Genomic DNA, 21,087 nt, shown 5'->3' with positions numbered 1-21,087 from the left:
CTCACGACCGTCCCGGCGCCCGTTCGTCTCAGTCGATGGTGCAGCCGATCGAACCGCCGGTGCGGTGCCGGCAGGTCGCGTGGTCCATGAGCGGGTGCTTCCCCAGGATCCGGGTGTAGACGTTGGCACCCACCAGCCGCCACTTGTCGTTCTTGCCGAACCGCACCCAGTAGCGGCTGTTGACGATCGTGAAGGCGTCGGCATCGCCCCTGCTCTGGCCGCCGGCCGGAACGCGGGGTGCCACACACGGCTTGACCTGCCGGTCGGACTTGGCCCCGCCGCTCATGTTCCAGACCACGCACCGGTAACGCAGCCCCGTGTCGATCGACGCCGCGCGCAGATCGACGTGCGTGGCGAGCCGGTTGTAGACGTGTCCACTCGGCAGGGCCTGGGCCGGGCTCGAGACGACGAGCCCGGCGGTCAACGCGACGGTCGATGCGAACATCCCCGTCAGCAGTCGTCGGACGATCTTCATGGCGTATCCGCCCCTCTCCATGGGTTGTCGTGCAGTGCCCATGGTGTGAAGGGAAGAGCCGGCGGGGGAAGGCGTAACTGTCGGTCAGGAGCCGCCTTCTGTCTTTCTTCGACAGTTGGCAGCCGTGGCCCGGACGCGCGGGCTCGGCACCTGACCGCGGCCGACCTCGCGTCGCGGGTGACCGGGGCGCGTCGTGACCACCTGATCCCGGCCGCGATCGCGGCCCGCCGCGCGGTCGCGGCTGCCGGTCTGCCGCGCGGTGGGGGCCTATAGTGCGGCTGTGGGTCGATGCGTCGGCGCGGACGGGGAGGGGACCGGTGGCCTTCACGGATGAGGAGATCGCGTATCTGCGGTCGCACGCGCTGGGCCGGCTGGCGACGGTCGACGCGGGCGGGCAGCCGGACGCGGTGCCGGTGGCGTACGAGTTCGACGGCGAGGTCTTCTGGGTCGGGGGTACGGGGGAGTCGGTCCTGCGGACGCGCAAGATCCGCAACGTGCGGGCCGGCAACCGGCGGGTGGCGCTGGTGGTGGACGACATGGTGTCGTTCGACCCGTTCGTCGCGCGCGGCGTGCGGATCTACGGTGACGCGGACGGGCCGGTGGAGCGGACCGGCATGATGGGGCCGGGCGTGTTCCTGCGGATCGTGCCGCGCGTCTCGTGGAGCTGGAACATGGCCGGTGAGCCGGTGGGCGCGAACTGGTACGAGGCGCGCCGCGCGGAGCACTGATCAGGCCGGTGGCCAGTGCCGCAGGGCGGCGGTGGCGACCTCCTGGAGCTCGTCGCGGGTGGTGCCGCCGGCGGCCTGGACGGCGATGCCGTTGGCGATCGTCATCACGTAGCGGGCGATCAGTGCCGGGTCCGAGCCGGCGGGCAGGTCGCCGTCGTCGAGGGCGCGCTGGAAGCGGTCCCGCAGCAGCGCACGGCCGTGGTTGCGCCAGTCGGTGAGCAGCTCGCGGGCGGTCCGCCCGGTCTCGCCGGCGGCCAGCGAACCCTGCACGCTCAGGCAGCCGGCCGGGCTGTCCGGGAGCGTGCTGGCCGTGACCGAGCCGGTGAGGAACGCGGTGGCGACCTCGCGCGCCGTGGGTTTCGCCAGCGCGCACGCCACGTACGCGGCCGGGCCCTCCTCGTAGCGCTTCACGGCCTTGCGGAACAGCTCCTCCTTGTTGCCGAACGCCGCGTACATGCTGGTCTTGGTGATGCCCATGGCGGCGGTCAGGTCGGCCAGGCTGGCGCCCTCGTAGCCCTGCTCCCAGAAGACCCGCATGGCCCGTTCGAGGGCCTGGTCGGCGTCGAAGCCGCGCGGTCGGCCGATCGGCGATCTGCGGGTGTCATCCATGATCTCGATCATACCCTTCGGTACCGATTGGTTTGGAACTGCTACGGTCCATTTCGGTACCGATCGGTGCTGAAGGATGAACCGGAGGCTGGGATGAGCAGGTTGAACGGCAGGACCGCGGTGGTCACCGGCGGCGGGACGCGCGGGATCGGGCGCGCCACGGCACGGCGGCTGGTGGCCGAGGGCGCGCACGTGTTCATCACCGGACGGCGCACGGAGCTGCTGGAGGAGGCGGTGGCGGAGATCGGCGACGGGGTCACGGCGGTGCCCGGCGACGTCACCGAGCCGGCCGACCTGGAGCGGCTCTACGACGCGGTGCGGGCACGCGGGCGAGGACTGGACGTGCTGTTCGCGAACGCGGGTACGGCCTCGCACGCGACGCTGGAGCAGCTGACCGTGGCGGAGCTGGACCGGATCTTCGCGGTCAACGTGCGCGGCACGATGCTCACCGTGCAGGGAGCGCTCCCGCTGCTCAACGAGGGCGCGTCGGTGATCCTCAACGCCTCCACCGCGGCCGGGCACGGCACGGTGGCGTTCGGTGCGTACGCGGCGTCCAAGGCGGCGGTCCGCACGTTCGCCCGGACCTGGGCGAACGAGCTGAAGGGCCGCGGCGTCCGGGTCAACGCGATCTCGGCCGGACCGATCGACACGTCCGGGGTGACCGAGCTGGTCGGCGCGGAGAACGAGGCGGTGGCGAAGGCGGCCCTGGGCGCGAACGTGGCGATCGGCCGGATGGGGCGCCCGGACGAGGTCGCGGCCGCGGTGGCGTTCCTGGCCTCGGACGACAGCAGCTACATGCTCGGCGCGAACCTGTACGTCGACGGCGGCGAGAACCAGATCTGACCCGCACGGTCCCGCGGCGGCGACGTGCCCGCCGCGGGACCGCGCGACGGTGCCGGCCGGGCAGACTGGCCGGCGACTGATCTGGACCGACGACGAGGCGCTGCCGCCGCCCGGTGCGGCCCGGGACGCGCTCACCGCGGACGGCCGGGCGATGCTGGTCGCGCCGGACTCGCGGCGCGGCCTGCAACCGGCGGACCTGGACGCGATCGAGGCGTTCGCCGGCGCCGCCGGGTAGCGGTCACGGTGCGGGAAAGGTTCAGCTCCGGACGTACGCCGCCGATACGGCGGCCATGTCCAACTCCCCCGAAGGTGCGCGCGCCGCGCGGACCGTACACGTGGGCCGCCAGGCGGTCCTCGACCGCAAGCGGGCGGTCATCGGCCACGAGCTGCTGTTCCGCCGCGACTCGTCCGCGCTGGAGGCGACGCACCGGGACTCGGGCGCGACCAGCCAGGTGATCGTCACGTCGATCACCGACATCGGGCTGGAGTCGCTGGGCGGCGGCGCGCGGTGTTTCCTGAACCTGACCCGCGAGTTCGTGACGGGGGAGCTGCCGCTGCCGTTCGGGCCGGACAAGGTCGTCCTGGAGATCCTGGAGACGATCGACGTGGACGACGCGGTCGTCGCCGGCGTGCGCCGCCTGGTCAACGAGGGCTACGAGGTGGCGCTGGACGACTTCGTGCCCGGCACCGGCGCGGACCGGCTGCTGCCGCTGGCCGCGTTCGTGAAGGTCGACGTGCTGGAGTCGACCCGCGACGACATCCTGGCCACGCTCGCGCTGTGCCGCGCGTACCCGCAGATCACGGTGATCGCGGAACGGGTCGAGAACGCGGAGCACATGGAGTTCGCGCTGGCCGCGGGCTTCGACGGCTTCCAGGGCTACGCGATCTCCCGCCCGGAGGTGGTCTCCGCGGCCGCGCTCCCGGCCCCCCGCCTGCGCGGCATGGAGCTGCTCGGCATGCTGGTCGACAACAACCTGCCGCACTCCCAGGTCAGCTCGCTGATCACCTCGGACGCCACGCTGTCCGTGCGCATGCTCGCGGCCGCGAACGCGGATCCGCTCGGCCTGCCGGTGCAGGTCAAGTCCGTGCAGGAGGCGATCCTGCTGCTCGGTGAGGACCGGCTGCGGGACTGGACCACGCTGATGCTCGCCGGCGACACGGTCGGCGACGAGGAGGTGCTGCGCCAGACCCCGGCCGGTCTCGGCCGCGCCCGGATGGCGCAGAACCTGGCCCGCCGGCTCAACCTGCCGGCCGACGAGGCGTTCGTGGTCGGCCTGGTGTCCACGGCCGCGGAGGCGCTCGGCACGCCGACCGCGGAGCTCGCCCCGCGCCTGTCGCTCAACGCGGAGATCACCGACGCGCTCACCGACGGCACCGGTGCGCTCGGCAACCTCCTCGGCCTGATCACCGCGTACGAGGTCATCGATCCGCCCCGGCACGACTGACGGCGGGAAACCCCGATCATGAGGCTGCCGGGCGGTACGGCGTCACGCGGTCACGACGTCACGCGGAACGTGGCGTCGGCCCGGCCGGTGGCGTCCGTGATCGGGTCGAGGCGCAGCAGGTAGTCGCGGTGCCGGACGTACCGGTCCGGGTAGTTGTACGACTGGAACGAGCTCCACGACGAGTCCGCGAGCCCGGCCACCCGGCGGAACGTGGCGTCGCCGGCGAACGTGGCGCTGCCGTCACCCGGCTCCAGCCGGAAGTCGAACCCGTAGTGCCGCAGGTAGTGGCCGGGGTAGTTGACCGACTCGAACGACACCGTGCCGGAACCGCCCGCCAGGCCGGCCACGAGCCGGAACTGCGCGTCCGCGGCCGGGCTCACGTTCGCGTCGATCCGCACGTCCAGGTCGACGTGCCGGACGTACCGGTCCTGGGCGTTGTAGGACTGCAGCCGGTTCACCGGCGCGCTCTGCCACCGCGCGAGGACCCGGGACTGCTCGGCCGCGGTCAGGTTCAGGATCGAGCCGTGCCGCTTCCGGGTGCCGCCCATCGCGTACGACCCGGAGGCCGGCAACCGGTACGCGGACGCGCTCGCCGGGTTCGTGGTCAGCACCGGCACGTACCCGCGCCCGGACGAGTACTGGTCGAGGTACAGCGCCCACTCGTTGCGGTCGTTGAACCTCGTCCACATCGGGCCCTCGACCTGCGCCCCGGTCAGCCCGAGCCCGGACAGGTTGCCGAGCATGGTCCACGTACCCAGGATGCTGTTGCTGCCCTCGATCGTGATCTGCCCGTCGCCGGACGTCCGCACGTACCGGTAGCCGCCGGTGTTCGACTCCACGATCTGCGTGTCGATGATCTCCTGAGCGCCGGGCCGGACGATGTACGGCGCCGGCGTGGTGATCGACCGGAAGTTCGACGTGCGCGCGTGGTAGATCCGGTGCTTGGTGGCGCCGTTCTGCGGCACGTTCGTCGCCCAGTACAGCACGTAGTCGCCGGTGTCCGGGTTCCAGATCGCCTCCGGCGCCCACGCGTTGCGCCCGTCCGGGATCGCGCCGGCCACGTTGAGCAGCCACGGCGCGGACCAGGTGATCAGGTCCGCCGACTCCCACACCACCAGGTTGCGGCTGCCGTTGTTGATCGCCGCGGACCAGTCCTGTCCGCAGCCGATGCACAGGTCGGTCGCGATGATCCAGTACCGGTCGCCGGCCGGTGACCGCACGATCGCGGGGTCGCGGACGCCGCGGGTGCCGACCGTGGTGCGCACCACCGGCGCGCCGTTGTTCAGGTCGGTCCAGCGCAGCCCGTCCGTGCTGTGCGCCAGATGGATCTGCTGCCCGTCCGACGACTCCCCGGTGAAGTGCGCCATCAGGTAACCGGTGTAGGTCGCGGCCCGCGCCGGCGTCGCGACGGTGAGCAGCGGCAGGAGCAGGGCGAGTACGACGGTCAGGACACGTGCCTTCATGAGACCACCCGGAATGTCGCGTCGGACCGCTCGGTGGCGGTGCTGATCGGATCGATGCGCAGCGTGTAGTTGAGGTGCCGCAGGTAGCGGTCCGGGACGTTGTGGGACCGGAACGACGACCAGGCGGCGTCCGCCAGCCCGGCCACCCGGGTGAAGGTGGCGTCCGCGCAGAACGTGGCCGTGCCGTCGTTCGCGTCGAGCCGGATCTCGTAGTCGGCGTGCCGCAGGAATCGGCCCGGGTAGTTGACCGACTCGAACGACACGCCGGACGAGGACGCCAGGCCGGGCACCATCCGCCACAGTTGGTCGGCGTGCGGGTCGAACGGGTACGCGTCCAGCCGGCCCAGGTGGTTCGCGTGCCGTACGTACCGGTGTAGCTGTTCGCCGCGCCGGTGGACGAGCGGGCGCCGTACAGCAGCCCGGTGTCGAGGTTCTTGTAGGTAGAACGTGGACCCGTCGACCACGACGTCGCCGTCCAGCACCGGGAAGCCGGGGCTGAAGCAGACCTGCTGCGCGCCGACGGTCCGGAAGTCCGACGTGTAGTTGACCATGAGCACGTCGGCGCCGTTGTTCGCGGAGTAGACGATGCCGTACTGCCCGCGCGCCGCGTCCCAGAACGCGGTCGGCGCCCAGGTGTGCGTGTTCAGCGAGCGCATCCGGACCCGCCGGTAGCCGGTGTGGCCGGCGCCCCGGTGGCGCCGGCGGCCGCGCCCAGCGCCGCCATCCGGTGAAACGACCTCCGGGACAGGGGCATGGCGGACCGTCCTCTCAGCGCCACGGCGAAACCTGCCGTTTACAAATCGACGTGAGGTGATGTTAGCGCTCACTCAGGCGATGTCAATGGGCGTCATCAATGCGTTGTGAGCGTGCACATGACGTGGTCAGCGCGCGTTGAGCCGGGCCGCCTGGCGGATCAGATGGTCACGTTCGGCCAGGTGGGGTGCGCGGTCCGCGGCCTCCGCGTAGAGCCGCGCGGCCGTGTCCAGCTCCCCGGCCCGCTCGCGCAGGTACGCCGCCACCGCGGTGTAGCGCGGCAGCGAGTCGTCCAGCGCCGCGAGCGCGGCCAGCCCGGCCCGCGGCCCGTCCACCTCGCCGACCGCGACCGCCCGGTTGAGCCGCACGACCGGGCTGTCCGTCAGCCCGGCCAGCTCGTCGTACCACTCGAGGATCTGCACCCAGTCGGTCTCCGCCGCGGTCGGCGCGTCCGCGTGCAGCGCCGCGATCGCGGCCTGCGCCTGGAACTCGCCGAGCCGGTCCCGGGCCAGCGCGGCCTGCAGGATCGCCACGCCCTCCGCGATCAGCGCGGTGTCCCAGCGGCTCCGGTCCTGCGCCGCGAGCGGCACCAGCTCGCCGCCCGGCCCGGTCCGGGACGCCCGCCGCGCGTGGTGCAACAGCATCAGCGCGAGCAGCCCGGACACCTCCGGATGGTCGTACCCGGCCGCGAGCTGCCGGGTCAGCCGGATCGCCTCCGCGGACAGGTCGACGTCGCCGGAGTAGCCCTCGTTGAAGACCAGGTAGAGCACGCGCAGCACGGTCGCGACGTCGCCCGGCCGGTCGAACCGCACGCCGGACACGGTCCGCTTGGCCCGGCTGATCCGCTGCGCCATCGTCGCCTCCGGCACCAGGTACGCGGCCGCGATCTGCCGGGTGGTGAGCCCGCCGACCGCGCGCAGCGTCAGCGCGACCGCGGAGGACGCCGACAGCGACGGGTGCGCGCACAGGAAGTACAGGTGCAGGTCGTCGTCGGCGGTGTTCGCCGGCCCCGGTGCCGGCTGCCGCTCGATCAGGTCCTCGCGCCGGCGGCGGGCCGCGTCGGCCCGCGCCGCGTCGACGAACCGCCGCCAGGCCACCGTGACCAGCCACGCCAACGGGTCCTTCGGCGGGTCCGCCGGCCATGTCCGCAGCGCCTCGACCAGCGCGTCCTGGACCGCGTCCTCGGCCGCCGCGAAGTCAGCTCCGCGGCGGACGAGGACGCCGATCACGGCCGGGACGAGTTCCCTCACTCCGTGATCGTGTGCGACGAGGTGAGGAACGGGCGCAGCTCCAGCCACTCGTGGATCGGCTTCCCACCGGCCCCCGGCGCCGCGGACAGCTCCCCGGCCAGCTCCACCGCCCGCTCGTGACCGTCCACGTCGATCACCATCCATCCCGCGATCAGATCCTTCGTCTCCGCGAACGGTCCGTCCGTCACCGGCGGGCGGCCCTCCCCGTCGTACCGCACCCACTCACCCTGCGGGGCCAGCGCCTGCCCGTCCACGAACTCGCCGCTCTCCCGCAGCCGGTCCGCGAACGCGTTCATGTACGCCACGTGCGCGGTCACCTCCTCCGGGGCCCACTGCGTCATCGGTACGTCGTTCACCGCCGCCGGCGCGCCGCGGTAGTGCTTGAGCAGCAGATACTTCGCCATGATCGGTCTCCTCGGTCGTCCGGTGGAACCCATTGTCGCCACCTTTCACCGGGGAGACGGAGTCGCCACCACGATCTCGACATCGCCCGTGGGCCTTTTTTCGCCGGCCCGCGCGGTCGTCATGCCGGACACGCATCACGGATAGGCTGGTGGCGTGTTACCCGATCTGGATCTCCGGCTGGTCCGGTACTTCACGGTCGTCGCGGCGCACCTGAACTACGCGCGGGCGGCCGAGGAACTGCGGGTCGCCCAGCCGTCGCTGAGCCGGCAGATCCAGCGCCTCGAGGCCGCGCTCGGCGTACGCCTGCTGGAACGCACCCGGCAGGGCAGCCGGCTCACCGCGGCCGGTGCCGCGTTCCTGCCCGAGGCGCGAACGCTGCTGCACGGCGCCGGGCAGGCCGTGCTGACCGCCCGCGCGGCGGCCGGCACGATCACCATCGGGTACGCGGACGACCTCGTGGTCACCCCCGCGGTCCGCGACCTGCGTCACCGGTTCCCGGGCCTGCGGGTGCGCACCCGGCACCTCGGGGCGCGGGACGTCGGCGCGCTGCGGGACGAGCGGGTCGACGCGCTGGTCACCCGGGCGCCGCTGCCGGTACCGGCCGACGGGCTCGACGTGGCCGCGCTCTACGACGAGCCGCTGGTCCTGGTCGTGCCGGAGACCCACCGCCTGGCCGGGAAGGAGTCGGTCACCGTGGCCGACCTCGACCCGGAGCCGCTGGTCGGCTGCGCCGGCACGGGCGCGGACTGGCTCGGTTTCTGGCGCCTCGAGCCGCGCCCGGACGGGACGCCGGCGCCGCTCGGGCCGGGCACCGCGGATTCGTACGAGGACAAGCTCGAGGCGATCGCGGACGGCACCGCGGTCGCGGTCCTGCCGGCCGGCGACCGGCGCTTCACGCTGCGCGCCGGGCTGGTCTCCGTGCCGATCGCCGGCGCGGCACCGTGCCGGGTCGTGGTCGTCACCCGTACCGGGGAGACCGATCCGCTGGTCGCCGAGTTCACCGGCGCCGCCGCCCGGCTCCTGCCCCGCCCCTGACGCGCCGCGGGCACCGGGCGCGTATCGGTTCGCTCGCCGGTTCGGTCGCCGGTTCGCTCGCGGGGTCGTGATGCGTCCGGTGCATCAGGGGGTGCGGAACGGGTCTTGGACGGAACCGCCGGCCGGCCGGTCTGCTGGGTGCATGACCGTTGACTACCGTTCGCAGACCGTCCTGCTCACCGGGGCCAGTGGCGGCATCGGTGCCGCCTTCGCCCGCGCCCTGGCCGCTCGCGGCGCGCGCCTCGTGCTCGTCGCCCGCCGTGCCGAGCCACTGGACGCGCTCGCGGACGAGCTTCGCCGTACCGCACGGGTGGAGGTCTTCGCCCTTGACCTGTCCGGCCCGGACGCGGCCGCCCGACTCCACCGGGCGGTCACCGACCGCGGCATCCACGTCACCAGCCTGATCAACAACGCCGCGGTGGGCTCGTTCGCCCTCTTCGCGGACGCGGACCCCGGCTGGCTGGCCACCGAGATCGCGGTGGACGTCGCGGCGCCGGTCGCGCTCACCGCCGCGTTCCTGCCGGACCTGCTGCGCGCCGGCAACGGCTTCGTGATCAACCTGGCCGGCGCCACCGCCTACCTGCCGTCGCCGCGGATGGCCGTCTACAGTGCCACGAAGGCCTTCATGGTCAGCTTCACCGAGTCGCTCTGGACCGAACTGCGCGGCACCGGCCTCACCGTCTTCGCGGTCGCCCCCGGCGCCACCGCCACCGGTTTCACCGCGGACATGGGGCCGGACGCGGCCGTGCTGACCGCCGGAAAGGTCCGCCGCCCCGAGGACGTCGTCGCCACCGCGCTGCGCCACCTCGAACGCCGCGACCCCGGCCCGGCGGTCATCGACGGCCGCGACAACCGCCTCACCGTCACCCTGAGCCGCTTCCTCACCCGCCGGCGCGCCGCCGCGCTGATGTCCCGCGTCTTCGACCCGGCCCGCTGACCACGGCGGCGCTCCGCCGGCGCGGCACCGTCGAGACGCCCCCGCGTGATCTCGACGGTGCCGAGAGCCCGGGTCACGCCGCCTGGAGGCCGGCCGGGACGGGGGCCGGGGTGAGGTCGCGCAGGCCCCACGGGGAGCCGTACGCGGTGAGGAGGTCGAGGAACGGCCGGGCCGGGAAGGCCTCCGGGCCGAGGACGCCGGTGCCGGTCCAGGTGCCGGCGGCGAGGAGTTCGAGCGCGACGACCGGGTTGATCGCGGTCTGCCAGACGACGGCCTGGCAACCGTACTCGGCCATCGACCACTCGTTGTCGACGACGTGGTAGAGGTAGACCTCGCGCGGTGCGCCGCGGAACGTGCCGCGGACCCAGGTGCCGGCGCATGTCTTGCCGCGCATGCGGGCGCCGAGCGTGGCCGGGTCCGGCAGGGTGGCGGCGACGACGTCGCGCGGCGAGACGGTGACCGGGCCGGACGGGCCGGGGACGATGATCTTGTCGGTGCGGTCCAGGCCGATCTGGTGCAGCGTGCGCAGCGTGCGGATGAACTCCTCGCCGAGGCCGTACTTGAACGTGACCCGGCGGGCCGGGACCCAGCGGGGGATCAGCAGCACCTCCTCGTGCTCCACGTTGACGCACTGCACCGGGCCGATGCCCTCGGGGAAGTCGAAGACCTCGGGCTCGCTGAACGGCGCGGTGGTGAACCAGCCGCGCCCGGACTCCCAGACGACCGGCGGGTTGAGGCACTCCTCGATGGTGGTCCAGATGTTGAACGACGGGGCGAACTCGTGCCCGTCGACGGTCAGGTTGGCGCCGTCCCGCACGCCGATCTCGTCGATGTCGTCGAACAGCTCGTCGGCGGCGTGCCGGGCGAACACGTCGGAGAGCCCGGGCTCGACGCCCATGCCGACCAGGGCGAGCCGGCCGTCGCGGGCCCAGGCGTCGGCGCGGGCGAACTGGTCGTCGCCGAGCTTGACGCCGCACCGGGCGTAGGGCGTGTCCGGGTGCGGGCGGGACAGCGACATCGCCATGTCCAGATAGGTCACGCCGGCCGCCTGCGCCGCGTCGAAGATCGGCATCACGAAGCGCGGGTCGACCGCGTTCAGCACCACGTCCGCGCCGGTCCGCCGGATCAGCGCGATGATCGCCGCGGGGTCTGCGGCGTTCACCCGCTCGGCGCGGAACCGGGCGTCGCCGACCGCGGTGACGGCGGCCCGCGCGCGGCCGAGGTCGTAGTCGGCCACCACCATCTCGTCGAAGAACATCCGCCGGGCGGCGATCCGGGTGATCGCCGTACCGACACCGCCTGCACCCATCAGCAGGACTCGCATGGGGGAGAGACTCCTATCGATCTTGCGTCAATGTTGTGGGGCCCCGTAGCTGATCAAACGCGCCCCCCTCGCGTAAGGTCAACTGTGTTGGCATAAGAGTTCCGGGGAGGGCCCGTGCCGAAGACGGTGGTTCCGGAGGAGAAACGGCGCCGGCGGCGTCCCACGCGCGGCGGCACCGTGCTGTCCGAGACGTTGATCGTGGACACCGCGTTGCGGCTGCTCAGGGAGCACGGCAGCGCGGGTCTGAGTGCCCGGCGGCTCGGCCTGGCGCTGGACTGCGACCCGAGCACGCTCTACCGGTACTTCCGGGGCATGGACGAGTTGACGCTTGCGATCGGCGACACACTCATCGGTCAGGCGTTGCGGGGCTGGACGCCGACCGGTGCCTGGCGTGACGACCTGCGCGCGCTCGGCCTGCGCATCCACGCGGCCTACGTGGCGCACCCGCAGGCCGCGGTGCTCACCACCAGCCGGGTCACCGGCAAGACCAACGAGCTGGCCGCGGACGAGGCGGTGCTCGCGGTGCTGCGCGCCTCCGGCCTGCCGGTCCCGGAGGCGGTCGGCGTCTACCACGCGTTCATCGACCAGGTGCTCGCGTTCGCCGCGCTCGACGCCGCCTCGCTCGCGCTGCCGAACGCGGCGCTGCTGGCCGAGGAGGAGGTATGGCGCTCCACCTACGCCCGGCTGCCGTCCGCCACCCACCCGCACATCGCGGAGGCGGCACCGCTGCTGGCCACCCAGATGGTGTCCAGCGCGTTCCCGGCCGCGCTGGACCTGCTGCTGGACGGCGTCGCGGCCCGGATGGCCAAACCCTGACGAACAAGCCTATCGGGTACGGATGCCCGCGCGACGATCCGGTGGAGGCGCTGTGGTGCGGGCCGCGGACCGGGACCGGGGCGCGCGCGGCGACCGCGGACCCGGCATGCTGTCAGGGTGATCGGGCTTGTCGTGGTGGCGTGGGTCGGGGTGGGGGTGACCGCGCTGCTGTGGGGGCGGTCGTGGGCGCGGTGGCTGCGGCTGCGGCGACGGCCGGTGCTGCAGGCCGACCAGCTGTCCGGGGTGAAGGACGGCAGTCCGGTGACCGTGGGCGGGACCACGGCCGCGGACGACGGCCGGGTGGCGCCGTGGTCGCGGCTGCCGGCGGCGTGGCACCAGGAGACCGTGCGGCGCGGGCACCGGGAGGACGGCGGCGGGTACGTCGACTGGCGCACCGACGTGCGGCGCGGCGAGGGCGACCGCGGGATCTACCACGGCGGGGTGCGGGTCGAGGTGGCGGAGGACCTGGCCGGGCGGGGACTGTTCGCGCTGCGGGCGCCGATGATCGCGCGCTCCTATCAGGACAACGGGCGGGAACGGACCGGGCAGCGGCGGCCGTACGCGGTGGCCGAGCACATCGTCCGCCCGGCCACCGCGGTCGTGGTCACCGGCACGCTGCTGGTCGAGCCGGACGGGACCCGGCGCCTGATCCGGGGCGGCTGGGCGGACGGCACGGCCGAGGGCGACCCTCGCGAGGTCCGCGGGCGCTACGCGGCGTACCGGCGGAAGGTCCTGCTCGTGGGCGCGGTGCTGCTGGCCGTGGCGGTGACGCTGACCGTGCTGACCGTGCTGGACGTGCTCTGACCCGGCCTACCGGGTGGGTGTCACGCGTGCGATGGCGCCGTCGCCGGTGAAGTGCAGGCGGTCGACCGCGGTCTCCCGGTGGGTGCCGTCGCCGCCCGGTATCGCGAACCGGTGGTAGGCGATGAACCAGTCGTCGTCGCTGCCCGGCGCGCGGACCACGGAGTGGTGGCCGGTGCCGAGGATGCCCTGCGCCTCGTCCTTGGCGAGGACGACGTCGCGGCGCGCGCCCCACGGCCCGAGCGGGTGGCCGGACGTCGCGTAGGCGACCCGGTAGTCGGCGCTGCGCGTGTCGTTCTCCGACCACATCAGGTAGTAGACGCCGTCCCGCTTGATGACGAACGACGCCTCGTTGTAGCCCTCCGGCGTGTGCACCCGCACCCGCGCCGGGTCGAACGAGACCATGTCGTCGTGCAGCGGCACCTGATAGCTGGCGCCCTGCCCCCAGTAGAGGTACGGCCGGCCGTCGTCGTCGACGAACACCATGGGGTCGATCATCTGGTCCGGGTACGCGTCCGCGGCGATCAGCGGTGCGCCGAGCGCGTCCCGGAACGGGCCGGCCGGCGAGTCCGCGACCGCGACCCCGATCGCCCGCTCCGCGCAGAAGTACAGGTAGTACCGCCCGTCCCGCTCCACCGCGGCCGGCGCCCACGCGTACGCGTCGGCCCAGGTGATGTCCGTGGCCAGGTCGAGGATCACGCCGTGGTCGGTCCACCGGGTCAGGTCGGTGGACGAGTAGGCGCGGAACCGGGTGCCGGACCAGTCGTCGAAGCCGTCCGTGGTCGGGTACAGCCAGTACGTGTCGCCGTACACGACGAGGTGCGGGTCGGCGGTGAAGCCGGGCAGCACGGGGTTGCTCATGATCCGGCAGAGTACGCGGCGCGCACCGCCGCGTACTCCGTCGCGGTCACCGGCAGCACCGTGCCGTGCCGGGGGCGGGCCGGCAGCGCGTAGTCCGCGGACACGGTCCAGACGCCGGAGGCCAGATCCGTGGTCTCGAACGGCACGTAGCCGCGGCCACCGAACTCGTCGATGAACAGGTACCACTTCCGCTCGGTGTTCGACCTGAAGACCAGCGGGCCCTCGCCGCGGGCCAGCGCGCCGCTGCCGATGCACTCGGCCACCAGGTCCCACTCCGGGTCCAGCAGCGCGGCCGACCGCTCCGCGATGATGAACTTGCTGCACGGCGTGGTCGAGCTCGGGTTCCGCTCGTCCTTGGTGAACCGGTAGTACGTGTCACCGTCCCGGACGACGGTCGAGTCGATCACCGAGTAGCCCGGGTCCTTCCAGACCGCGGGCGTGCTGAACGTGTGGAAGTCGCGGGTGGTCGCGTACATCATCCGGTTGTAGGAGGCGCCGGTGTGCTGCGGGTCGTCGGCCGCGTACAGCTTCGACGCCCAGAACACCACGTACGCCCCGAGTGCGGTGTCGTAGTAGGCCTCCGGTGCCCAGGTGTTGCCCGCGGTCTCCGGCGACACCTGGACCAGGCGCTGATCGGTCCAGTGCACCAGGTCGACCGACTCCCACACCATGATCGACCGGCTGCCGTGGCGCTGCGCCGCGTCCCAGTCGCCGTTGCCGTAGATCCGCAGGTCGGTCGCGATCTGGTAGAACTTGTCACCCTCCGGCGAGCGGATGATGAACGGATCGCGCAGGCCCCGCTCGCCCAGCGTGGAGGTGAGCACCGGCGCACCGCCGTTCAGCTCGTCCCAGTGCAGTGGGTCGTTGCCCCGGCTCAGTGCGAAGTGGACCTGCTCGCCGTCGGCCGTCCCCTCGCCGGTGAAGTAGCTGAACAGGTAGCCGGCCAGCGGCTCCTGCCTCGGCCGGGGCAGCACGGTGGCCAGGAACGTGCGGCGCGTCCGCGCGTCGCCGCGGGTGACCGTGGCGGTCAGCCGCACGCGCTGGACGTGCCGGCCGCGGCGCACCTCGCCGGTCGGGGTGATCACCGCCGGGTCGGACGACCGCCAGGAGACGCCCGTGCCGTAGAGCCCGGTGGCCGGCAGCGTCAGGTTGCCACGCACCTCGTCCAGGTCGTGCACCGTCAGCGCGGCGGCCGCCTCGGTCACCGCGGCCCGGTCGCGCGGCAGTGGACGCACGCTCACCCGGAACCGGACGGTGCGCGACACCGGGCCCGCGCCGATCACGGCGGTCAGCTCCGCGCGGCCCGCCGGCGCGCCCGGTGCCGGCCGGGTGACCACGCCGCGGTCGGTGATCACGGACGGGTCGCTGCTGGTCCAGGCGACGCCGGCGCCGAGCGCGTTCGTGGCCGGCAGCGCGAGGTCCGCGGTCAGCCCGGTGGTGTCGCCGAGGGTGAGCGCGCCCGCGACGAGCTCCTCGTTGTACGGCCGGGCCAGCTCCGCCACCTCCGCCCGGTCCAGGGCGCGGTCGTAGACCCGGAAGTCCCGCATGGCGCCGTGGAACAGCCGGTCCGCCGCGTAGAGCGAGCGGCCCAGGTAGTTGGCCGTGGTGCTGCCGCCGCCGATCGCGCCCGGTGTCACGGTGACCGCGGTGTTCCGCCCGATCTCGGTGCCGTCCTGGTAGAGCACGCCGACGCCGCCGGCCTGCGTATAGGTCACGTGCTTCCACACGCCGCGGGGCAGCCGGTGGGCCGGGTCGCGGCGGGTGTTCTGCTCGCCGGACCAGTTGCCGGCCGTGATCGCGGTGCGCAGGTGGTCGCCGGTGGCGAACAGGTAACCGTTGCCGTGCGCCCCGGCGGTGTTGCCGAAGCCGTAGAGGAAGTAGGGCGTGGCCTGCGCGGGGTCGACCCGCACGTCGAACGACACGGTGATCGCGTCCAGCCCGGCCATCAGGTCCGCGGGCGCGGACACGAACGTGCTGGTGCCGTCGAACGCCAGCCCCTGCGCCCCGCCCCAGGCCGCGGCGCCGGACACGGTGCCGTGCCGCCCGTGCCCGGAGGAGTCGACGGCCACGGCGCCGGACGTGGTCTCGGTCAGCCGGTAGTGCAGCAACGGTCCGGCGCCGGGTGCGGCGACGGCCGGAACCGGGACGGCGAGCAGCAGCGGGGCCAGCAGCGACGCCGTCGCCGCGCGCCCGGGATTGATGACCACGGCCGAAGTCTCGGTCGCCCCCGGCACCATCGTCAAGGGGCATCTCCATGCGTCTATCCGCGACTCGCCGGTGCGGCCTGGGTGCCGCCTGACGATCGGTCACGACAGGAGGCCACGATCGCGGATCATCGGTGACGCGCGGTGCGGGTTCGTGACAACCCCGCAACAAAGCGTGTCCGCCCCGTGACTCCCAGCGGTTGGATCGACCACAGTGATCCGTGAGGAGCGACCCGGGGAGTGGCTTCATGATCGACGAGCGGATCGACGCACTGCTGACCCAGGCGCGCGCGGGGGCGCCCGACGCGGCGGAACGCCTCTGGCGCGCGGCGCGGGCCGCGGGCGGGCCGCTGGTCTCGCCCGGCCCCGACGGCACGTCGCTGGTCACGTTCGTCTGGCGCGGCGAGGCGCGGACGGCCACGGTCTGCTGGGGCGTCGAGGCCGTGCTCACCCGGGTGCCCGGCACCGACCTGTGGCACGGGACCGTGGCCGTGCCGTCCCGGCTGCGCACGCTGTACTACCTGGGCCACGGCCGCACCGGCTCCCCGCCGGACGACTCCGGCACCGGCGCCACCCACGTCGACCCGCTCAACCCCCGCACGGTCGCGTTCCCGCGCGACCCCGGCGACCCGACCGACCGCGACGGGTACGCCTCGCTGCTGGAACTGCCGGGCGCGCCGCCCGAGCCGTGGCTGTCCGGCCCGCCGGTCCCGGCCGGGCCGCGCGAACAGGTCGAGGTGCCCAGCGCCGCGCTCGGCGGCGCCCGGCGCGTCACGGTGCACCGTCCCGCGCGCGCGTCCACCGTGGACGCGAACGTGCTGGTGGTGTTCGACGGGTACCTCGCGCAGACCGTGCTGCGCGTCCCGGACCTGGTCGACCGCCTGGTCGCGGCCGGCCGGATCCCACCGGTGGTCGTGCTCTACGTGCACGTCGAGGACGCGCGCCGGGACCGGGAGCTGGGCAGCACGCCGGAGTACACCGCGTTCGTCGCGCGCGAGCTGATCCCGTGGGCGCGCGGGGAACTCCGCGTCACCACGGACCCGGTCCGGTCCGGGCTCGCCGGCGCGTCGCTCGGCGGGCTGACCGCCGCGCACATCGCGCTGGCCGCGCCGGACGTGTTCGGCCGCGCGCTGTCGCACTCCGGCAGCTTCTGGCGGGCCGGCCCGGACGGTGAGCCGGAGTGGCTGACCCGGCAGTTCGCCACCCGCCCACGCGCGGGCCTGCGGCTCTACCTCGACGTCGGGGACCGGGAGACCGGCCCGGGCCCGGCCGGCGCGGCACCGCAGGTGGACGTGAACCGGCGGCTGCGCGACGTGCTGACGGCGAAGGGCTATCCGCTGGACTACCGCGAATACCCGGGCGGTCACGACTACGTCAACTGGCGGCGCCTGTTCCCGGACGCGCTCACCGGCCTGTTCGGCCACTGAGGACGGCCGCGGCCGGCCACTGAGGACATCGGCCGGACCGGAAACTGTCGGGCAGGCGACTCGGGGCGCGCCCGAATTCGCGAGGTTCACGCGATTACGCCGGACCGCGAAACGGTGCCGAATCACGGTCGACTCCATTCATTTCGATCCACGCGGTGTGCCGGAAACCCGGTCTCCCTACGGTGGACGACGTTGCCTGGGGAGGCGTGTCGAAGGGGGGACCGGAGTGCGCGCCCGTGTGTCGCTACTGCTCGCCTGCCTGCTCGCCACCGTCCTGCCCGCCACGCCCGCGCACGCGGCGCCACCAGCGGATTTCCGGACCGCGCTGATCGTCGGTGCCGGCCTGGACGGGCCCAGCGGATTCGAGATCGCGCCCGACGGGCGCATATTCGTCCTGGAACGGGCCGGCACCGTCAAAATTGTGAAGAACGGTGTGCTGCTGCCCACCCCGTTCGCATATCTGCCGTCCGAGGCCAGCGGTGACCGTGGACTGATCGGCATCGCGTTCGACCCCGAGTTCGGCGTCACGAATCACTATGTCTACTTCTATTACACCGGTCTCGATCTGCACAACCGGGTGGTCAGATTCGACGCGTCCGGCGACGTCGGCACGGACGGGCCGTTCACGATCTTCCGCACCCGGTCGCTGTCCCAGCACCTGCACGTCGGCGGCAGCATCCGGTTCGGGCCGGACGGCAAGCTCTACGTCGCGGTCGGCGACAACGGCTACGCCAGCAACGCGCAACTGCTGACGAACCCGCACGGCAAGCTCCTGCGGATCAACCGGGACGGCACGATCCCGGCCGACAACCCGTTCTACGGCCGGCCCGGGACGGAACAGGCGATCTGGGCGTACGGGTTCCGCAACCCCTGGCGCTTCCAGTTCGACGCCGCGACCGGCGCGCTGTACGGCGGCGACGTCGGCGACTTCACCTGGGAGGAGGTGAACCGGATCGTCCGCGGCGGCAACTACGGCTGGCCGCTCAGGGAGGGCTTCTGCACGGCGGACTGCGCCGGGTTCACCGATCCGGTCCACGTCTATCCGCACGACGGGGAGAGCGCGGCCGTCACCGGCGGGCCGGTCTACCGCGGCACCCGGCTGCCCGAGGCGTACCGGGGGAACCTGTTCTTCGGCGACTACGCGAAGGGCTTCATCCGCCGGGCCGAACTGGACGCGGCCGGGACCGTCACGGCCGTCCACGACTTCGACCCGGTCGCGGGCAGCGTGGTGGACATCAAGGAGGCGCCGGACGGGTCGCTGTACTACCTGACCTACATTCCCGGGCGGCTCTACCGGATCGGGTACGAGCTGGGGAACCACTCGCCGAGCGCGGTCGCCACCGCGGACGTCACCAAGGGCACCGGCCCGCTGACCGTCCACTTCGACGGCACCGGCAGCACGGACCCGGACGGCGACCCGGTCGGCTACGCCTGGGACTTCGGCGACGGGACCACCAGCACGGATCCGGCACCGGTCAAGAGCTACCCGGACACCGGCGTCTACCCGGTCACGCTCACCGTCGACGACGGGCGGGGGCACACCGCGCAGGCCGTGCCGATCATGATCCAGGTCGGGATCCCGCCGGCCGTCACGATCGCGGTGCCGGCGGACGAGTCCCGGTACCGCGCCGGCGACGTGATCACCTACAACGCGTTCGCCACCGACGGGGCCGGCTTCGACCTGGACGACAACGACATCCGGACCACGGTGCTGCTGCACCACGGCACCCACACGCACCCGTTCGCCGGGCCGCTGACCGGCCGCGCGGGATCGTTCACCGTGCCGGTGACCGGCGAGTCGTCCGCAGACACCTGGTACGGCATCACGGTGACCGCCACCGACGCCAACGGGCTCAGCACGTCCGCCACGATCGAGATCCGGCCCGTCACGGCGCCGCTGACGATCACCACCGACCCGCCGGGGCTGGCCGTCCACCTCGACGGCGTCCCGGTGAGCACGCCGCACCGGGTGCTCGGCGTGGCCGGGTTCCAGCGGGAGATCTACGCGCCGCCGACCGCGGTCGCGGCGGACGGCACGGTCCACCACTTCACCGGCTGGTCCGACGGCGGTGCGATCCGCCATCCGATCACCACGGCGGACGGCCCGTCGGTCCACACCGCCACCTACGCGCCCTCGCCGGACTTCACGGCCGCGTTCTTCAACAACCGGACCCTCGCCGGTACGCCGGTGCTGAGCCGGTCCGACCCGGCCGTCGACTTCGTCTGGGGCGCGGACCCGCCCGCTCCCGGCGTCGTCGCGGACGGGTTCTCCGCCCGGTGGACGAAACGGCAGTACTTCGCGGCCGGCCGGTACCGGTTCACCACGGTCACCGACGACGGCGTGCGGCTCTACATCGACCGCGAGCTGGTGCTGGACCGGTGGCAGGGCCAGTCCGGGACCGCGCACGACTGGGTCGGCGACCTCGGCGCGGGCACCCACACGATCACGATGGAGTACTACGACGAGGGCGGCGACGCGGTCGCCACGCTCGGCTGGACCGCCACCACCGACCAGCCGGACGCGCACTTCACCGCGCGGTACTGGAACACACCCGGCACCGGCAGCGCGCCCACGATCCCGGTCGCGTCACCCGCGCTGACCAGGACGGAACCCGCGGTCGACCACGACTGGGCAGGCGGCTCGCCGGACCCGGCGATCTCCGCCGACCACTTCGCGGCCCGGTGGACGCGCACGGTCAGCCTCGCACCCGGCGAGTACGAGTTCACCGTGACCGCGGACGACGGCGTCCGGCTCACCGTGGACGGGCAACGCCTGATCGACGCGTGGGCGGACAGCGGCGCCACCGCGCACACCGCGACCACGGTGGTCGGGGGCGGGCCGCACACGGTCGAGCTGGACTACTACGAGAACGGCGGCGACGCGGTCGCGGCACTGTCCTGGCGGCAGACCGCGGACGCGGCGGACCCACCGGACTACGCGGCGGAGTACTGGAACGCGCCCGGGCGCCCGCCGGCCGTACCCACGACCGCTCCTGATCTGGCTCGTGCGGAGCCGGCCGTCGACGCGGACTGGGGCGGTGGGTCGCCGGACCCGGCGATCACGCCGGACGGGTTCGTGGCGCGGTGGACGCGCACGGACACGCTGCCGGCCGGTGTCTACCGGTTCAGCGGCGCGAGCGACGACGGCATCCGGGTGTTCGTGGACGGTGTGCCGGTCGTGGACCGGTGGGTCAACCAGAACGCGACGTTCAGCGCCGACCGGGCGCTGGCGGCCGGCCCGCACGAGATCCGCGTCGAGTACTACGAGGACGGCGGCGGCGCGCTCGCCCGGTTCGGCTACCGGCGCGTCGCGGACGCCGGGCCGGCCGGCGGCTGGACCGCGTCCTACTTCGGCAACCCGGACCTCGCCGGCCCGCCGCTGGTGACCCGCGACGACGACGCGGTCGACTTCGACTGGGGCGACGGCGCACCGCACCCGGACGTCCCGGCGGACGGGTTCTCCGCCCGCTGGACCCGCACCGCCGCCTACCCGGCCGGCACCCACCGGATGACCGTCACCGGGGACGACGGCGTCCGGGTGCTGGTCGACGGCGTGATCGTGATCGACGGCTGGTCCGACCACGGACCCACCACGTTCACCACCGACGTCCCGCTCACCGCGGGCGAGCACACCGTGGCCGTCGAGTACTACGAGCGCGTCGGGGGCGCACTCGCCCGGTTCGTCCAGATACGCAGCTAACAGGGAGGACA

At 73.2% G+C, this 21,087-nt stretch carries 20 protein-coding genes; 10 read left to right on the top strand and 10 right to left on the bottom strand.

Features of this window, described 5'->3' with window-relative positions; genetic code table 11:
• Positions 1 to 28 precede the first annotated feature (28 nt).
• Positions 29 to 475: a hypothetical protein gene (locus J2S44_RS41645; RefSeq protein WP_310428988.1), complete on the bottom strand. Its 447-nt coding sequence runs from the start codon at positions 473 to 475 to the stop codon at positions 29 to 31.
• Positions 476 to 792: 317 nt separating this feature from the next.
• Here J2S44_RS41645 and J2S44_RS41640 point away from each other — a divergent pair, with 317 nt between their 5' ends.
• On the top strand, positions 793 to 1,203 hold the full coding sequence (locus tag J2S44_RS41640; RefSeq protein ID WP_310428986.1) for a PPOX class F420-dependent oxidoreductase: 411 nt from the start codon (positions 793 to 795) through the stop codon (positions 1,201 to 1,203).
• On the opposite strand, the gene J2S44_RS41635 is transcribed toward J2S44_RS41640, so the two are convergent.
• Positions 1,204 to 1,812 carry a TetR/AcrR family transcriptional regulator gene (locus J2S44_RS41635; protein ID WP_310428984.1) on the bottom strand — a complete coding sequence of 203 codons (609 nt, stop codon included), beginning with the start codon at positions 1,810 to 1,812 and terminating at the stop codon, positions 1,204 to 1,206.
• Positions 1,813 to 1,905: 93 nt separating this feature from the next.
• Between J2S44_RS41635 and J2S44_RS41630 the strand changes: the two genes are divergently transcribed.
• Genes J2S44_RS41630 through J2S44_RS41620 form a run of 3 tightly spaced genes read left to right on the top strand, consistent with a single transcriptional unit; the run spans position 1,906 to position 4,100 of the window.
• On the top strand, positions 1,906 to 2,655 hold the full coding sequence (locus J2S44_RS41630) for an SDR family NAD(P)-dependent oxidoreductase (protein ID WP_310428982.1): 750 nt from the start codon (positions 1,906 to 1,908) through the stop codon (positions 2,653 to 2,655).
• Between the two features lie 49 nt (positions 2,656 to 2,704).
• Positions 2,705 to 2,890 carry a hypothetical protein gene (locus tag J2S44_RS41625; RefSeq protein ID WP_310428980.1) on the top strand — a complete coding sequence of 62 codons (186 nt, stop codon included), beginning with the start codon at positions 2,705 to 2,707 and terminating at the stop codon, positions 2,888 to 2,890.
• 55 nt (positions 2,891 to 2,945) lie between these two features.
• Complete coding sequence (locus J2S44_RS41620; RefSeq protein WP_310428978.1) at positions 2,946 to 4,100, top strand: EAL and HDOD domain-containing protein; 1,155 nt, start codon at positions 2,946 to 2,948, stop codon at positions 4,098 to 4,100.
• 50 nt (positions 4,101 to 4,150) lie between these two features.
• Here J2S44_RS41620 and J2S44_RS41615 read toward each other — a convergent pair whose 3' ends face one another.
• The 5 genes from J2S44_RS41615 to J2S44_RS41600 form a co-directional block, all read right to left on the bottom strand.
• Positions 4,151 to 5,563 (bottom strand): glycoside hydrolase family 43 protein, encoded by a 1,413-nt coding sequence (locus tag J2S44_RS41615; RefSeq protein WP_310428976.1) that lies wholly within the window; start codon positions 5,561 to 5,563, stop codon positions 4,151 to 4,153.
• Entirely contained in the window at positions 5,560 to 6,219 is a 660-nt protein-coding gene (locus J2S44_RS41610) for an AbfB domain-containing protein (RefSeq protein WP_310428974.1), read from the bottom strand. Before J2S44_RS41610 ends, J2S44_RS41615 begins: the two co-directional genes overlap by 4 nt.
• Entirely contained in the window at positions 6,207 to 6,287 is an 81-nt protein-coding gene (locus tag J2S44_RS43095) for a hypothetical protein (protein ID WP_374728059.1), read from the bottom strand. Before J2S44_RS43095 ends, J2S44_RS41610 begins: the two co-directional genes overlap by 13 nt.
• Before the next feature lie 157 nt (positions 6,288 to 6,444).
• Positions 6,445 to 7,566 carry an RNA polymerase sigma factor gene (locus J2S44_RS41605; RefSeq protein WP_310428972.1) on the bottom strand — a complete coding sequence of 374 codons (1,122 nt, stop codon included), beginning with the start codon at positions 7,564 to 7,566 and terminating at the stop codon, positions 6,445 to 6,447.
• Complete coding sequence (locus tag J2S44_RS41600; RefSeq protein WP_310428970.1) at positions 7,563 to 7,970, bottom strand: YciI family protein; 408 nt, start codon at positions 7,968 to 7,970, stop codon at positions 7,563 to 7,565. The genes J2S44_RS41605 and J2S44_RS41600 overlap by 4 nt, the downstream gene beginning before the upstream one ends.
• Before the next feature lie 154 nt (positions 7,971 to 8,124).
• On the opposite strand from J2S44_RS41600, the gene J2S44_RS41595 reads away from it, so the two are divergent.
• Entirely contained in the window at positions 8,125 to 9,006 is an 882-nt protein-coding gene (locus tag J2S44_RS41595; protein WP_310428968.1) for a LysR family transcriptional regulator, read from the top strand.
• 142 nt (positions 9,007 to 9,148) lie between these two features.
• Positions 9,149 to 9,943 (top strand): SDR family NAD(P)-dependent oxidoreductase, encoded by a 795-nt coding sequence (locus tag J2S44_RS41590; RefSeq protein ID WP_310428966.1) that lies wholly within the window; start codon positions 9,149 to 9,151, stop codon positions 9,941 to 9,943.
• Positions 9,944 to 10,016: 73 nt separating this feature from the next.
• Here the strand turns inward: J2S44_RS41590 and J2S44_RS41585 are convergent, their stop codons facing one another.
• Entirely contained in the window at positions 10,017 to 11,267 is a 1,251-nt protein-coding gene (locus J2S44_RS41585) for a saccharopine dehydrogenase family protein (protein ID WP_310428963.1), read from the bottom strand.
• Positions 11,268 to 11,381: 114 nt separating this feature from the next.
• Between J2S44_RS41585 and J2S44_RS41580 the strand changes: the two genes are divergently transcribed.
• Together J2S44_RS41580 and J2S44_RS41575 are read left to right on the top strand one after the other, a co-directional pair.
• A complete protein-coding gene (locus tag J2S44_RS41580) occupies positions 11,382 to 12,083 on the top strand; it encodes a TetR/AcrR family transcriptional regulator (protein ID WP_310428961.1) in 702 nt (233 codons plus the stop codon).
• A gap of 117 nt (positions 12,084 to 12,200) precedes the next feature.
• Positions 12,201 to 12,887: a hypothetical protein gene (locus J2S44_RS41575; protein ID WP_310428959.1), complete on the top strand. Its 687-nt coding sequence runs from the start codon at positions 12,201 to 12,203 to the stop codon at positions 12,885 to 12,887.
• Between the two features lie 6 nt (positions 12,888 to 12,893).
• On the opposite strand, the gene J2S44_RS41570 is transcribed toward J2S44_RS41575, so the two are convergent.
• Positions 12,894 to 13,745, bottom strand: a complete 852-nt coding sequence (locus J2S44_RS41570) for a family 43 glycosylhydrolase (protein ID WP_310428956.1) — start codon at positions 13,743 to 13,745, stop codon at positions 12,894 to 12,896.
• Positions 13,742 to 15,952 (bottom strand): immunoglobulin-like domain-containing protein, encoded by a 2,211-nt coding sequence (locus J2S44_RS41565; protein WP_310428954.1) that lies wholly within the window; start codon positions 15,950 to 15,952, stop codon positions 13,742 to 13,744. The genes J2S44_RS41570 and J2S44_RS41565 overlap by 4 nt, the downstream gene beginning before the upstream one ends.
• A 245-nt stretch (positions 15,953 to 16,197) precedes the next feature.
• On the opposite strand from J2S44_RS41565, the gene J2S44_RS41560 reads away from it, so the two are divergent.
• Both J2S44_RS41560 and J2S44_RS41555 read left to right on the top strand, forming a co-directional pair.
• A complete protein-coding gene (locus J2S44_RS41560) occupies positions 16,198 to 17,376 on the top strand; it encodes an alpha/beta hydrolase (protein ID WP_310428952.1) in 1,179 nt (392 codons plus the stop codon).
• A 226-nt stretch (positions 17,377 to 17,602) separates the two neighbouring features.
• Positions 17,603 to 21,076, top strand: coding sequence for a PA14 domain-containing protein (locus tag J2S44_RS41555; protein WP_310428950.1), 3,474 nt, complete (start codon positions 17,603 to 17,605; stop codon positions 21,074 to 21,076).
• Positions 21,077 to 21,087: the final 11 nt, after the last annotated feature.

Source organism: Catenuloplanes niger, from assembly GCF_031458255.1.
GTDB lineage: Bacteria > Actinomycetota > Actinomycetes > Mycobacteriales > Micromonosporaceae > Catenuloplanes > Catenuloplanes niger.
This window is presented reverse-complemented; position numbering and strand designations above follow the sequence as displayed.